This is a genomic window from Bacillus infantis (assembly GCF_008180445.1).
Classification (GTDB): Bacteria; Bacillota; Bacilli; order Bacillales; family Cytobacillaceae; genus Bacillus_AB; species Bacillus_AB infantis_B.
This window is the reverse complement of the sequence record NZ_VTER01000007.1, coordinates 379,612-393,802: the sequence shown is the minus strand read 5'-3', so window position 1 is coordinate 393,802 and position 14,191 is coordinate 379,612. Positions and strand designations below refer to the sequence as shown.

At 48.7% G+C, this 14,191-nt stretch carries 16 protein-coding genes; 1 reads left to right on the top strand and 15 read right to left on the bottom strand.

Annotation, left to right across the window (positions count from 1 at the left end):
• Nucleotides 1-66: 66 nt before the first annotated feature.
• The 5 genes from FZD51_RS16025 to rpiB all read right to left on the bottom strand — a co-directional run bounded on the left by FZD51_RS16025 (nt 67) and on the right by rpiB (nt 4,368).
• On the bottom strand, nt 67-1,308 hold the full coding sequence (locus FZD51_RS16025) for a serine hydroxymethyltransferase (protein WP_148975685.1): 1,242 nt from the start codon (nt 1,306-1,308) through the stop codon (nt 67-69).
• A gap of 133 nt (nt 1,309-1,441) precedes the next feature.
• On the bottom strand, nt 1,442-2,440 hold the full coding sequence (locus FZD51_RS16020) for an anti-sigma factor (protein WP_148975684.1): 999 nt from the start codon (nt 2,438-2,440) through the stop codon (nt 1,442-1,444).
• The gene (locus FZD51_RS16015; protein ID WP_148975683.1) at nt 2,421-2,966 is read right to left on the bottom strand and encodes a sigma-70 family RNA polymerase sigma factor; all 546 of its coding nucleotides are present in this window, start codon (nt 2,964-2,966) and stop codon (nt 2,421-2,423) included. The genes FZD51_RS16020 and FZD51_RS16015 overlap by 20 nt, the downstream gene beginning before the upstream one ends.
• A gap of 377 nt (nt 2,967-3,343) precedes the next feature.
• Nucleotides 3,344-3,907 carry a TIGR01440 family protein gene (locus FZD51_RS16010; protein WP_148975682.1) on the bottom strand — a complete coding sequence of 188 codons (564 nt, stop codon included), beginning with the start codon at nt 3,905-3,907 and terminating at the stop codon, nt 3,344-3,346.
• Nucleotides 3,908-3,927: 20 nt separating this feature from the next.
• A complete protein-coding gene (rpiB, locus tag FZD51_RS16005; RefSeq protein WP_148975681.1) occupies nt 3,928-4,368 on the bottom strand; it encodes a ribose 5-phosphate isomerase B in 441 nt (146 codons plus the stop codon).
• 207 nt (nt 4,369-4,575) lie between these two features.
• Between rpiB and FZD51_RS16000 the strand changes: the two genes are divergently transcribed.
• Nucleotides 4,576-5,091: a C40 family peptidase gene (locus tag FZD51_RS16000; RefSeq protein ID WP_148975680.1), complete on the top strand. Its 516-nt coding sequence runs from the start codon at nt 4,576-4,578 to the stop codon at nt 5,089-5,091.
• 27 nt (nt 5,092-5,118) lie between these two features.
• Here FZD51_RS16000 and FZD51_RS15995 read toward each other — a convergent pair whose 3' ends face one another.
• The 10 genes from FZD51_RS15995 to prfA all read right to left on the bottom strand — a co-directional run bounded on the left by FZD51_RS15995 (nt 5,119) and on the right by prfA (nt 14,159).
• Nucleotides 5,119-5,751, bottom strand: a complete 633-nt coding sequence (locus tag FZD51_RS15995) for an NUDIX hydrolase (RefSeq protein WP_148975679.1) — start codon at nt 5,749-5,751, stop codon at nt 5,119-5,121.
• Nucleotides 5,752-5,869: 118 nt separating this feature from the next.
• Nucleotides 5,870-7,162 (bottom strand): methyl-accepting chemotaxis protein, encoded by a 1,293-nt coding sequence (locus FZD51_RS15990; RefSeq protein WP_187445788.1) that lies wholly within the window; start codon nt 7,160-7,162, stop codon nt 5,870-5,872.
• Between the two features lie 16 nt (nt 7,163-7,178).
• On the bottom strand, nt 7,179-7,616 hold the full coding sequence (locus FZD51_RS15985) for a low molecular weight protein arginine phosphatase (RefSeq protein WP_148975677.1): 438 nt from the start codon (nt 7,614-7,616) through the stop codon (nt 7,179-7,181).
• A gap of 369 nt (nt 7,617-7,985) precedes the next feature.
• Nucleotides 7,986-8,543 carry a manganese efflux pump MntP gene (locus tag FZD51_RS15980; RefSeq protein WP_148975676.1) on the bottom strand — a complete coding sequence of 186 codons (558 nt, stop codon included), beginning with the start codon at nt 8,541-8,543 and terminating at the stop codon, nt 7,986-7,988.
• Nucleotides 8,544-8,762: 219 nt separating this feature from the next.
• The gene (locus FZD51_RS15975; RefSeq protein WP_148975675.1) at nt 8,763-9,803 is read right to left on the bottom strand and encodes an L-threonylcarbamoyladenylate synthase; all 1,041 of its coding nucleotides are present in this window, start codon (nt 9,801-9,803) and stop codon (nt 8,763-8,765) included.
• A 176-nt stretch (nt 9,804-9,979) separates the two neighbouring features.
• Nucleotides 9,980-10,420: a GNAT family N-acetyltransferase gene (locus FZD51_RS15970; RefSeq protein WP_148975674.1), complete on the bottom strand. Its 441-nt coding sequence runs from the start codon at nt 10,418-10,420 to the stop codon at nt 9,980-9,982.
• Nucleotides 10,421-10,575: 155 nt separating this feature from the next.
• The gene (gene gsiB, locus FZD51_RS15965; RefSeq protein WP_129613010.1) at nt 10,576-10,962 is read right to left on the bottom strand and encodes a glucose starvation-inducible protein GsiB; all 387 of its coding nucleotides are present in this window, start codon (nt 10,960-10,962) and stop codon (nt 10,576-10,578) included.
• Between the two features lie 186 nt (nt 10,963-11,148).
• On the bottom strand, nt 11,149-11,847 hold the full coding sequence (gene spoIIR, locus FZD51_RS15960) for a stage II sporulation protein R (RefSeq protein WP_148975673.1): 699 nt from the start codon (nt 11,845-11,847) through the stop codon (nt 11,149-11,151).
• 346 nt (nt 11,848-12,193) lie between these two features.
• The gene (gene prmC, locus FZD51_RS15955; protein WP_276528731.1) at nt 12,194-13,093 is read right to left on the bottom strand and encodes a peptide chain release factor N(5)-glutamine methyltransferase; all 900 of its coding nucleotides are present in this window, start codon (nt 13,091-13,093) and stop codon (nt 12,194-12,196) included.
• Entirely contained in the window at nt 13,086-14,159 is a 1,074-nt protein-coding gene (gene prfA, locus FZD51_RS15950) for a peptide chain release factor 1 (RefSeq protein ID WP_009792606.1), read from the bottom strand. Before prfA ends, prmC begins: the two co-directional genes overlap by 8 nt.
• Between the last annotated feature and the right edge of the window lie 32 nt (nt 14,160-14,191).

Below are 14,191 nucleotides of genomic sequence, written 5' to 3'. Positions count from 1 at the left end.
AATATTCGTAACAACCCTTCGCTGCCCTCCGCAAAAAGAGCCCCCCGTAAAGGAAGGCCCTCCATTTTAAAGCTCTTTATAAAGGGTGAATCTGCCTGTGAGTTCCTCCACACGGCTGCTTGCTTCTGCAAGCTTTGCTTCGTCTTCATGGTTCTTGAGGGTGAAGGCAATCAGGGATGCGATTTCCTTCATCTCTTTCTCGCCGAAGCCGCGGGAAGTGACTGCAGCTGTTCCGATGCGGATGCCGCTGGTAACAAACGGGCTTTCCGGATCGAATGGAATCGTGTTTTTATTAACAGTGATGCCGATTTCATCAAGCACCTTTTCTGCCACTTTGCCTGTCAGGCCGAGGGAGCGGAGATCGATCAGAAGAAGGTGATTGTCCGTACCGCCGGAAACGAGGTCGATGCCTTCCTCCTTCAGTCCTTCTCCCAGTGCTTTAGCGTTATTAACGATATTTTGCGCATAATCTTTGAAGCTGTCCTGCAGTGCTTCGCCGAATGCGACAGCCTTGGCTGCAATCACGTGCATCAATGGGCCGCCCTGGATGCCAGGGAAGATAGACTTATCGATCTTCTTAGCGAATTCTTCACGGCAAAGGATCATGCCGCCGCGCGGTCCGCGCAATGTTTTATGTGTAGTGGTTGTTACAAAGTCAGCATATGGCACAGGATTTTGGTGGAGTCCCGCTGCGACCAGGCCGGCAATATGGGCCATGTCGACCATCAGGTAAGCACCGACTTCATCGGCGATTTCCCGGAAACGCTTGAAGTCGATTTCACGCGGATAGGCGCTTGCACCGGCTACGATCAGCTTCGGCTTATGCTCGCGCGCTTTTTCAAGGACATCGTCATAATTGATGCGGTGTGTGTCTTTATCAACTCCGTACTCAACGAAGTTGTATTGGATGCCCGAGAAGTTTACAGGGCTGCCGTGGGTGAGGTGTCCGCCATGGGAAAGGTTCATGCCAAGGACAGTATCCCCTGTTTCCAGGATCGTGAAATAAACAGCCATATTCGCCTGCGCGCCTGAATGAGGCTGGACGTTGGCATGCTCTGCTCCAAAAATCTGCTTCGCACGGTCGCGCGCCAGATTTTCTGTCACATCGACATGCTCACAGCCGCCATAATAGCGTCTGCCCGGATAGCCCTCGGCGTATTTATTGGTCAATACAGACCCTTGCGCTTCCATCACCGCTTCACTCACGAAATTCTCGGAAGCTATTAATTCGATCTTCGTTCTCTGGCGCTTCAATTCATCCTGAATCGATTGAAATACCTGTTCATCCTGCTGTGCTAAATGCTTCATTGTAATCCTCCCTTTTTGAAAAACTACATATGTATGCTTTTTTTGTAAAATCCTCTTACATTCTATCATGTTTTGGTTTTAAAAAGGAACCCAACTTCAACACCCCGCCAAAAACAGGCGGGGCTTCCTTAAGCTATTCCGTCCAGTTCCAATATTCCATCTCGCCAAGCTGGGCGCCGCGCAGCTCTTTGACCTCTCTCAGCTTCAGCAGCTCCTTGACCGGACCCGTTACAACAGCTCCGTATACCTGGAAGCCATTTTCCTTCAGATAAGCATGCCTTTCTTCAAGATAGCCTAGTCCGAGGAATCTTTCATAATAGCTTTTCCGCTCATTCTTTAGTAGCTTCTCCATTTGTCCGAGCATCAGCTCCTCATTTTTGCCGAGCATTTCCGGTGTAAACTCGTATTCGCTTTCTGACATGCGGTCATCGCTGATTTCCCTTCCGCCCGTCAAACCGAAGGCCGGAATAGGTGATATAGAATTTCCGCCGCTGCCTGTGTTTCCTTTGAAAGTTTTCAATTCACCTGTGTACAAAGGCATCCAGAGGACGTCCAGATCAAATGGCTCAAGAAGTGTGAAGAGCTCCTCCGGCTCCATAAACCGGTCTGTCGAAAAAGCAGCTTCTGCCACTGTTCCCTCATGAACCTTATCCAATGCCACCCAAACGCCATTGCTGTCTTCGGCATCCAGGTTCCCTCCTGTCTTCGGGTCTTCAGGAAAGTAGAAACGGAAACCCCCTTCCTGATCTGGCTGATAATAGGAAAGCGTGCGCGCCGAATAGCTGTTCAATAGCCCTTTCCTGATCTGCATTTCACCTGCTGGCTGTTCTTCTTTGCCGACCCGCCTTGTTACAGGGTAAGAAATCTTCTGAGTGAAAAATGGTGTGATTTCCGACTGTGCGAATCCGCCAAAGTCTTTATGGATATTCGGCTGGGTCCAGTCCATCGCCAGCTGGGTGTAGAAAATATGTTTCCGATCCAGGTGCAGGCTGTCATAGCTGATTGTGACGGCCAGCATATATATCCAGAAGAAAAATAATGCAGCAATCAGCACTTTGACTACCCGGAAAGTCAGGGCAAAACGGTATTTCGTCAGGATTTTCTTTTCTTTATCAGGGCTCCAGTCTGCCATCCTTTTTCCATCCTTTCTTTTCTGCAATTGAAGCGAGCTTTTTCCTGGCACGGTGAAGATCGACCTTCACCTGGCTTTCTGTCAGGTCAAGCGCTTCCTGTATTTCCTTATAGCTGAAATGCTCATATTCTCTTAAATAGAGGACAGTCCGGTATTTTTCCGGCAGCAGCCTCAGCATGTCAGCGGCGTCCTGCTCCAGCTCGGCAGCCAGGGCTTCTTCTTCAGGCAAGCCGTAGGGGCTGAGCATTTCTTCTTTTGAAAAAAGATAGTCTGCAAACGGCACCCATTTGCGCCGCTGCCGTTTTCGCCATTCGTCCAAGTAGGCATTCCGGGCCACCTTGAACAGCCAGGCCCGCACATCCTCCTGCTGGTAAAAAGAGAGTGAAACAGTTGCACGCACGAAGGTTTCCTGCACAAGTTCTTCGGCCAGGTGGTCTGAGCCGGAAAGCTTGAGCAGGTAGTAGTACAGTGGTTTTGCGTAGTGTGAGTATAGGTCATCGAGTTTTTCTTTTCTGCGGGCGTCCAACTGCTTTTTCCCTCCTTTCTTTGAATGGCTATAATGATAACGCAGGGGGGTGCTATTTGTTACAGGTTTTTAGGAAAAATAAAAAACAGCCTTGATGAAAAGGCTGTCTATCCTAGTTTAGTATTGTGAATGGGGCTGTTGATTTCCGCTGCAGGCACTTCGCTTTCCGCGGGGCGGAGTTGAGCTTCCTCGCGCTGCGCGCTGTGGGGTCTCAACTTTTCCGCTATTTCCCACAGGAGTCTACGCGCCTTCCGCTGCAATCAACAGGTGCCTTTAAAATTTTTTGGCAGGTCAGTGGTTAAAAACAGGCTTTTAAAAAATCAAAAAGGAGTATAGGCAATTTCTACACCGTACTCCTTTTTTACAAAAAAATATCCTTAACACGATTCATTCTCCGGCAGCCTCTCATACACTGCGCGCCTTCCGCCGATGAGCTTAGGCCTTGTGGTGGCGAGGGTGACGTGGGCGCTGCCGATGCTTTTTTGTTTTGTTCTGATTGGGACTGCTACATGCTTCAGGTGCATGCCGATGAGGGTGTCGCCGATGTCGATGCCGGCGTCGGCCTTGATGAATTCGACGACGGCCGGGTCCTTGAACTGCCTGTAGGCATATGAGGCCATGGCACCCCCGGCCTGGCGCACCGGTACGACTGATACTTCTTCAAGTTTCTTCTGATCCGCTGTCTGCCTTTCCACAACGAGCGCCCTGTTCAGATGCTCGCAGCACTGGAAGGCAAGGCTTGCCCCTGTCCGTCCGGCAAACTTCTTCAGCTCTTCAAAGAGGATGGCCGCGGCTTCGTCTGTGCCGGATGTGCCGATCCTTTTGCCGATTACTTCACTGGTGCTGCAGCCGACCACAAGCACGCTGTTTTCGTTAAGCGCGACCTGTCCGCCGAACTCATCCAGGATTTCTCTCAATTCAGTCTGAATTTCTTCGAACATGGTATCACCCTTCCAGTTGCTTATAGATCTTCGTAGGTTTTGATTTTTCCAATCCGGTTCGCATGGCGTCCGCCTTCAAACTCGGTTTCAAGCCAGGTTTTCGCTATTTCCCGGGCAAGTCCGGAGCCGATCACGCGCTCGCCCATGGCAAGGATATTGCTGTCATTATGCTGGCGGGTCGCTTTGGCACTGAATACATCATGGACCAGTGCACAGCGGATGCCCTTTACCTTGTTGGCGGAAATGCTCATACCGATCCCTGTGCCGCAAATCAGGATCCCTTTATCAAATTCGCCAGCTGCCACTTTTTGCGCTACAGGGAGAGCATAATCTGGATAATCGACCGAAACGCCGCATTCGCAGCCGAAATCTTCATATTCAATGCCCATTTCTTCCATCAAATGTTTCATTTCTTCGCGGATATTCACTCCGCCATGATCTGAAGCAATTGCAACCTTCATTACAAAAACCTCCTAAATAAACACGATTCTTCCTTTATTTTGACACAAATGAGCAGAAATAGAAAGCTGGCCGGACTGTATCTGCCTTTAAAAAAGTTACAAAACAGTAACGCCCGTTCCCTGAAACTGTAAACAATGCTTAACGATTTTTTTCCCGCTGCCATTTACAATTACCAATGAAGACAAACGAAGAAAGAAGGAATTCAAATGAAAAAGAATCTATTTAAAGGCCTTGCTGCCGCTTCTGTTTTGATGGCAGGATTGTCCTTCCATTCTGCAGGTGCATCAGCTGACGTTTTCACCGATACTTTCGGGAAGCTCCAGCCGAAACTGAATGTTGAACAAAAATTAAATGTCGTTTTTGAATATGCAGATGCGCTTACCCACGCGAAAATCAAATACAAATATGGCGGCACAACTGAAAAAGGATTTGATGCCTCCGGTTTTGTGCAGCATGTGTACAGCAAAGCAGGCGTTAAGCTTCCGAGGACTTCTGCCGCTATGCAGCAAACAGGGAAAACCATTCAGAAGAAAGACCTGAAGCCGGGTGACCTAGTCTTTTTTAACACAGCCGGCGGCAGCAGCAAAAAGGCTTCCTTCGTGAGCATTTATGCCGGCCACAATCAATTCTTCGCTGTTACCGTAAAAAAAGGCGTCACCGTTGTAAAAATGACAGACTCTTATTGGGCGAAGAAATATCTGGGTGCCAAGCGGGTTATGTAACCCGGCGGCCTTTCCATCAGGAAGGGCCTATTTCTGTTCCGGCAGTTCATTAACAATTTCGATAAAATGCTGCAGGATCCGGGCCGTTAAACCCCAAATGACCTTATCCTCAAAATAATAGAAGCATTCCTCCATTGTCCTTGTCTGCCAATTATAGTTTTCGCCGCCGGCAATCCGATCAAAAGGAAATCCGTTTTCCGGCTCCAGCCTGTAATTCATTTTATAAATTTCAGGCTTGGTTTTCAGCAGGTAGGAGAGCGGCACGGTGAATACTTCGCCCACCTCTTTCGGGTTAACCTCGAAAGGCCGGGATGGCTCCAGCATTCCTGCAAAAGGATAGATGATCATGCCAAACGGGGATACCATATAGTCAAGGGGGACTGTCCCTCTGATTTCATCCATGGGGATTCCAAGCTCTTCGGTTGTTTCCCTGATTGCTGTATGCTTCACGTCCGGATCGGATCTGTCGACCCTGCCGCCCGGAAAGCAAATCTCCCCCGGCTGCCTGCGCATTTCCATGGACCGGACCTCAAAAAGGACATGGACACCGTCTTCTTTTTCAATCAGCGGTACGAGCACTGAATAGTTTATGAATTTATTGCTTCCCAGGATGGCCGGTGTCCTGCTGCCCAATCCTGCGATAATCTCCTCTATATTCATTCACCCATCCACCTCCATTAATATTTATATCTATTCCCCTATTTATCCATCAGCAAAATCACCTGCTGTGAAATAAAGAAGAATCCCCGCTTGTGCCGCAGAGATTCTTTCTTGTTGTTTAAACCCTGAACTTGGTGATCGTTTCCTTCAGCTTTTCCGCCTCATCCTTCAACTCATAGGCTAGCTTCTCCACATTGGAGATGACCATTGATTGATTTTCTGTAGCAGAGGCGACCTCCTGGGCTCCTGCGGATGTTTCCTCCGCAATGGCTGCCACTTCCTGCGACTGGGTGGCAGAATGGCGGATGCCTTCCATCTGCTGCTCCACCAGGCTCGAAATCGTTGTGACAGACGAAGCCATCTGGTTGACGGTATTCGTCATCTCGCCGATGACCTGATTGGTTTTGACTCCTTTTTTACCTTCAGCCGATGCCGTTTCGACCTGGTCCGTAATTTGCTTAACAACATTCTGGACTTCATTCTGGATGTTTTTAATCAATTCGGAAATGCCCTGGACCGCTTTGGCGCTTTCATCAGCCAGCTTCCGGACTTCCTCTGCCACGACGGCAAAGCCTTTGCCGTGCTCTCCAGCACGCGCAGCCTCAATCGAAGCGTTCAGCGCCAGCAGGTTGGTCTGGGCTGCAATATCTCCCACCAGCTGGATGATCTGCTCTACCTTCGCCGCATTATCCTCAAGGCGCTTGACGGTCTGCAATGATTCCTGATTATCTTCCGCCAGCTTGGTAATTCCAGTTACAAGAGAGTGAATGACTTTCTTTGATTCATTCAGGTCATCGACTAGCTCACCGGAAACCTGCTGGGATGTTTTCGCCTGCTGCTGCACTTCTTCAGCAATCCTTGTTGCATCCTCGACCGATTCGGCCGTCGCCTGGATCGACACAGCTGAGCTGTCGGCACCAAGGGAAATCTCGCCGATCGTTCTTGAGATGCTTGCAGCCTGCTCCGCAGCAGCTGAAGCTTCCTGTGAAATGCTGATTACTTTATCATTGGTATTTTGAAAGTTTTCATCGATTTTCGCGACCATTTCCCGGAGATTGTAAAGCATATGGTTGAACGCCGTCCCGAGGGAACGGATTTCATCATCTGATTTGGAAAGCTCCGCGTCTTCCCTGATATCGCCTTCTGCCGCTTTCAGAGCTGTCTTCTCCAGCTTTTGCAGCGGTTTCGTAATAAAGCCGGCCGCAACGAATGTCAATACACCGGACCACATGGCCCCAAGCGAAAGCGTGATAATGTTAAAAGCCGCTTCCCCGAACGGCAGATACTCCTTCACAATTGGAAAAAGACCATAAATGAACACCGCACTCGTGGTGTATGTAATGAATGCCAGTATGGTCGTTAACAGCACAAGCTTTTTTCTCAAACCGAATTTATAGCGCTTCTTCTCCATAATTGCCCCCTGGTCGTTACTTCTCTAATTTGTTGATGATCTGTTCGATATGCTTTTTCAGTTCATTAAAGGTTTCTCTGTATATTTCAAGGCTTCCGCCAAATGGATCAAGGATCTCACCGCCGTGTTCCCCTGCAAACTCTGTCAGTGTAAAGGTTTTGCCCTCTGCTCCCTCAAACATGCTGACCACATTCCATTTATGCCCGGACGTCATCGTCAAAATGACATCTGCCCATTCAACCAGCTCTGCCGTCAGTGCGCTCGAGGTATGTACATGGGCAATTCCCTGCTCCTCAAGAACCTGCTTCGCATGTGCGGAGGCCTGTCCCCCATTTGCAGCAAACACACCAGCTGACTTCACCTCAACCCCCGGAAGCTCCCTGCTCTTCAAAATCGCCTCTGCCATCGGGCTCCGGCAAGTGTTACCAGTACAAACAAACAATACGCGCCTCATCGATGCAGCCCCCTTTCCCTCCATTATAAGCCAATTGTCACACTTTCAATAGACAAGCATGGAAAAATTTATAGAAAGTTCACACGAAGTGCGGAAGGGGCTTGCTCAGATTAAGGATCGCGGACTAAAAACGCCACGTCCTGTGGCAACGTCCGCATGACCCGCATCCTGCGGGCCCAGCATAAGGCGCTTAGGAATAAAAGGCGTTCTTTGCCTTTAATTCCTAAGTGACTTATGACTCGAGGCTCTAGCCCCTGGAGCCGGACAAACCGAAATGCGGAGACGGCTTGCCCAGTAAAGGAATGCAACACAAAAAAGACACCCACCCGGATGCCTTCGTTCAACGTAATGAATGAATAGCCTCCTGCATTAAAAAAATGGCCATAACAGCTTTATGCCGAAAGCGAGGAGGATGGCTCCGCCGAGTGCTTCGCTGTAGGATCCAAGCCATCCCTGAACCTTGCGTCCGGCCAATAGCCCTGCCCAGGTCAGAATTGCCGCGGCCGCACCAAAACACACCAGGACAAGCGCTGTTTTCGCTCCATAGATTCCAAGAGAGAGACCGACCGAAAAGCTGTCCAGGCTTACACTCAACGCAAAAATGAGCAGGCCGAAACCAACGGGTGTAATCAAGCTTGAATCATCATCCTTGATGCTTGACCAAATCATCTGGGCACCGAGCAGCAGCAGCAGCCCTCCCCCGATATAGGCCGCAATAGAGCCGAACTGCTCCGACAGGAACCTCCCGGCCATCATTCCTAACAGCGGCATGAACACATGGAAAAGACCGATCGTTATTCCTATTTTAAAAATTTGCCTCAGGCGCAGCTCAAACATGCCCATGCCAAGCCCGACCGAAAAAGCATCCATCCCGAGGGCAAACGCCATTAACATCAACGTGATAAGTTCCCCAAAAAACGAAGTCATCCATTCTCCTCCTTGGACTTGCTAATTCAGCATATGCACGTCCAAAGGGAAATAGAATTAGAAAAGCGGAGGCGACTGTTCTATCGAGGAACGCGGACTAAGTACGCCACGTCCTGTGGCAACGTCCGCATGACCCGCATCCTGCGGCCTAAAAAATGCCAGGAACCTCCCCCAGACAAATCACATTGAAATGTCCACAGACGGTGCCTGGCACTAAAATTATTTAATGATTCGATGGCCTGCTGCTTTGAGAAGCCGGTTCATGATGGCTTCACCGACACCTTCTGCGGGGAAGGATTCGCTGAAGATCACATCCACTCCAGAGCTGTTGAAGCTCCGTAATGCTTCGTAAAGGGAGGCTGCCACTGTTTCCAGATTCGCTCTCCTGCCGCATATAAATGTAAAATCGCTTCCGTAAAATTTTTCATTTTCTGCCGTTGTAAGCACACCGGCTTTCAGGCCTTCCGCATGCTGTTCGTTTACCAATTCCTGAATCCGTTCCCTTGTTCCTTCTACTATATATAAGGGAGCATCAGGTGCATAATGCCGGTACTTCATGCCTGGGGAGCGCGGCGCCTCCTTCTCATCGGCAAGCGCAGGATCGGCCGCTACCTCTCCCACTACCTGCTCGAGCTGCTCTTTCGTTACACCGCCAGGTCTCAGGATGACCGGAATCTCTCCCGTACAATCCAGGACAGTGGATTCAACACCCACTCCAGTAGGACCGCCATCCACAATTCCCGCAATCCTCCCGTTCAAATCTTCCTCCACATGTCCGGCAGTAGTAGGGCTTGGCCGCCCGGATCTGTTCGCGCTCGGAGCGGCTACCGGAACGCCGCTTTCGCGGAGAATGGCGAGAGCCACCGGGTGGTCCGGCATCCTGATGCCGACCGTATTCAGCCCTGCCGTTGCTGTCTCTGAGAGCTGTCCGTCTTTTTTATTGAATATGATGGTCAGCGGACCTGGCCAAAAGGCTTCCATCAGCTTATCTGCACTAGGCGGGACACTTTCCACAATTTCCTCAAGCTGTTCCCTGTCTGCAATGTGAATGATGAGGGGATTGTCAGAAGGCCTGCCCTTCGCTTCAAATATCTTCTTGACTGCTTCGTCATTTCTTGCATTTCCACCGAGTCCATAAACCGTCTCAGTTGGAAAGGCAACCGTCTCATTTTGGGCTAAAAGAGCAGCTGCCTGTTTAATCTGTGGATAATCATTTAAACTATCCACATTTTTATCCACTGACCAAATTTCTGTCTTCATCGTTATGCCCACCTTCAATACTGTTCAAATTCTGTGTCGTATACCCTTTGTTTCGGCTTTTAAACCACAATCACTTTTGAAAGTATAAAAGAAGATGGAGGATAACTCAAGTTTTGTCCACAATTTGTGTATAACTTTTCTAGAATAGTGGATAACTTTGTGGATATATCCACAATTCATACTGAAAGCTTCAGGAATGAAAAGTTATCCACAGTTAGAATATGCTGGACATGAGCGGAACTGTACAGTTCTTCCGGCAGTTCCCCTTTTTCATCCTGAAAGCCAAGCAGTTTAAAGAACTCTGCTGCTCCTTTTTTATTTGTCGCCATATATAGTGACTCGAGCTCTCTTTCCCTTGCAAGCCGCAGAATCTGCTCCACAAGCAGCAGCAGATCTTTTTCAGATGCTCTTTCCGAAAGTACCAGTGAGCGGAGGAGGCCCACGCCTCCTAAAGGCTCGATGCCCAATGTCGCCTTAATATTTTCCTCTTCATCTTCCATAAGCAAAAAATAATTGATAGATTCTGAAATGCCTTCAGTCCCCAGATTGGCTTTTTTCAAAAATGCGGCCAGTTTCTTTTCGTCTCCCTTTTGTGCACAGCGGATCATTGTTTCCATACTCTCACCCCACTAAGAATTTGTAATCTAGTAATATATCTATGGGGCGCTGGAAAAAGTAGAACTCAAAAAGAATAAAAAACACGGCAGCCATCAGTTAACGGGCTGCCGTGCTATCTGGAATCTTTCATTTAAACTTCCTTTACATTATAAACTTAGTCGTTGTTGTTGTTTCTTGAATTTCCGCCTTTTTCACCAATTTCGCGGTAGAAGTCTTTATCATGGTTTTCAGAAGTAGCTTCTCCGCCCTTTTGGCCGATCTCCTGATAGAATTCCTTGTCATGATTTTCAGAAGTAGCTTCTCCGCCTTTTTTACCGATCTCTTGATAGAATTCCTTATCATGGCTATCAGCAGTAGCTTCTCCGCCCTTTTGGCCGATTTCCTGATAGAATTCTTTGTCGTGATTTTCAGATGTTGCTTCTCCGCCTTTTTTACCGATCTCTTGATAGAATTCTTTGTCATGGTTATTGCTGGTTGCTTCTCCGCCTTTGCGGCCTCTTTCCTCACGGGACATTTTATCGTTGTTATTGTTGTTTGCCATGTGTTCCATCTCCTTTTCAGTAATTGTTATTTTGGCTTACACTCCTTTAATATCCGCTTCTCCCAGAATCAAACATGCTCCCAGCATCTGTAAAAGGCTTGTCATGCACTTGTAACAATGGCATTAGCTTCTATTATGCCTTTTTTCCTATAAAAAGAAATGCCGCTCTATGAAAAGAGCAGCATACTATCCGAAAATTTTATCCCATAATTCTTTGATAAAAAACTTAACTTCCGGCTTTTCTTCCTCTTCTTTAACGAAGACCGGCTCTTTTTCGCCGGATGGTTCTTTAGACTTACTATCTTCCAGCACATTCCCTTCTGGTTCTTTTTTACCAACTTCTCCTATTTCCTGATTTTCCTCTTCAAATCCATCACTTACAGCTACTCCATTCGAGAAATCAAGGAAGCATAGAGGCGGAAAAAGAACACACCACCAGTTCGCTCCATCACCTTCGCCAAGTGTAATCAAAATTGCTTCATACTCGCCGGCTGGATATAAAAACTGGCCGTAGAGCTTGGTAGGAAAATCTACTTTGCCGAAATTGGCTTTGACTGTCTGGTCTGAATTTTCTTCTTCTACCACGTTCTCTGCTATCTCCTGGATTTCCGGCAGGCGCGACTTTATTAATGACCGGGCTTCTTCTATGGAAGTCAGTTCACTGACCCATTCAGTGATTTCTTTATTGACTGCGTCCCTCACCAGCCGTTTCAGTGCCTGGTCTCCTTCGCTGTCACTGTTTGCGAGGATGCGGAGGCGGATGGCTTCCTGCGGTATGACGAGCGGATCTTCCGCTGCTACCTCTGTTTTTGGTATGTATAGGCTTAGCATTGTTCCTAAGGATAAGATGATGATATATAATTTCGCTAATGATTTGGCTGTCATTTCCGACACCGTCCCTTCACTAATCCATTGTGGACAGGAAGGGGGATTCTTAAACTAGCAAAATATAATTTTGTATGTAATAAAAAAGATCCCATTGAGGAATCTTTTTAGAATGTTTGGCATATAAATGGAGTCTGTTGATTTCCGTTCCAGGCACTTCGCTTTCCGCGGGGCGGAGTTGAGCCTCCTCGCGCTGCGCGCTGCGGGGTCTCAACACTTCCGCTATTTCCCACAGGAGTCTTCGTGCCTTGCACTCCAATCAACTGGTTTTAATATAAAGATGGCAGGTTTGCATTTCATTCGTTTTCAAACGAAGAACAATAAGCTTGCTCTTTTATAAAAAAACTTAGGAATCTTTCTTCACCCCATCAAAATGCCACCCAATCTCCGCAAAAACCATCCGGTCCTTCCCATTGATGTCGTAGACTATGTCTATGTTGGCATCTGGGAATGCGGTCCGCAGCAGTTCTGATACGGCTTTGCTTTGGCCGGCGCCGACTTCGAAGCCGACGAGTGATTTTTCTTTTAGGACGAGCGGCAGTTCTTCCATGAAGCGGCGGTAGAGGTCGAGTCCGTCCTGGCCGGCGAACAGGGCACGGTGAGGCTCGTTTTCGGTGACGACTTCAGACATTCCTTCCATATCGCTGAGCGGGATATAGGGCGGATTGGAAATGATAATATCAAAATTCCGGCTTTCCTTTATGAAAGGCTGCAGCAGGTCTCCTAAAATAAACTCGATTTCAGCACCGTTCTTGTCCGCATTTTCTTTTGCCGTGTCCAACGACGGTCCGTACACATCTGTGGCAGTCACCTGGAGGTCAGGCGATTCCAATTTCAAGGTTACCGCAATCGCTCCGCTTCCGGTTCCTATATCAGCAGCCGCAGGAGCAGCCTCTCTGCCGAAAAGCTTTTCCTTCCTCTTCAGGGCTTCCAGCACCAGCTCTTCTGTTTCCGGACGGGGGATGAGGACATTTTCATTCACAATGAATGTCCGTCCATAGAATTCTTCTTTTCCGATGATATATTGGACTGGCCTGCCGTCCGCGTGCAATTGGACTGCTTCTTTGAAGGCCCCTTGTATCCTCGGATCCAGCTCTTCCCTCATCTCCGCAAGCAGGCGGGAACGGCTCATTTTCAGAAAGTGGCCCAGGAGGATTTCACCCGCGTTGGAATCCCTCCCTGCCGTTTCTAAAAAAGAAGAAGCCCACTTCAGGGCTTCATAGACTTTCATAGGCTGATCAGGCATCTGAAGCTTCCTTCAGCTTGGCTGACTGCTCTTCCATGATCAAGGCATCAATCACTTCGTCCAGCTTGCCCTGAAGGATCTGGTCAAGCTTCTGGATAGTCAGGCCGATGCGGTGATCTGTTACACGGTTTTGCGGGAAGTTGTAGGTGCGGATCCGTTCAGAACGGTCGCCGGTGCCCACTGCGGATTTCCGCTGCTGGTCGTATTCCGCCTGTGCTTCCTGCTGGAATTTATCATACACACGGGCACGAAGAACCTTCATTGCCTTTTCTTTGTTCTTGATCTGTGATTTCTCGTCCTGGCAGGAAACAACCGTCCCTGTAGGCAAGTGGGTCAGGCGCACGGCTGACATCGTCGTGTTAACGCTCTGGCCGCCCGGTCCGCTTGAAGCAAACGTATCAACACGGATATCTTTATCGTGAATCTCGATTTCAACTTCTTCCGCTTCCGGCAGAACTGCAACCGTTGCCGTCGAAGTATGGATGCGGCCGCCAGATTCAGTTTCCGGCACACGCTGGACACGGTGGGCCCCATTCTCGAACTTCAGCTTGCTGAAGGCACCGTTTCCATTGATGATAAAGATGATTTCTTTGTAGCCGCCGACACCTGTTGAGCTGGCCTCGATCACATCTGTTTTCCAGCCCTGCACCTCGGCAAAGCGGCTGTACATGCGGTAAAGATCGCCGGCAAACAGGGCAGCCTCGTCGCCGCCAGCCGCTCCGCGGATTTCCATGATAACGTTTTTATCATCGTTCGGGTCTTTCGGGATCAATAGGATCTTCAGGCGCGCTTCGAGAGCTTCCACTCTGTCTTCGAGCTCTCCTATCTCTTCCTTTACCATCTCACGCATTTCTGCATCAAGCTTCTCTTCGAGCATCGCTTTTGCATCCTGGTATTGTCCGCGGACTTCTTTATACTCGCGGTATGCCTCCACCGTTTCCTGAATGCCTGACTGCTCCTTGGAATATTCGCGCAGCTTCTTTGTGTCATTTACAATCTCAGGATCGCTCAAAAGCTCATTCAGCCTTTCGTAGCGATCTTCTACAGCTTGAAGACGATCGTACACAGTCCTTCACCTCTTTTGATTCTATTCTATAT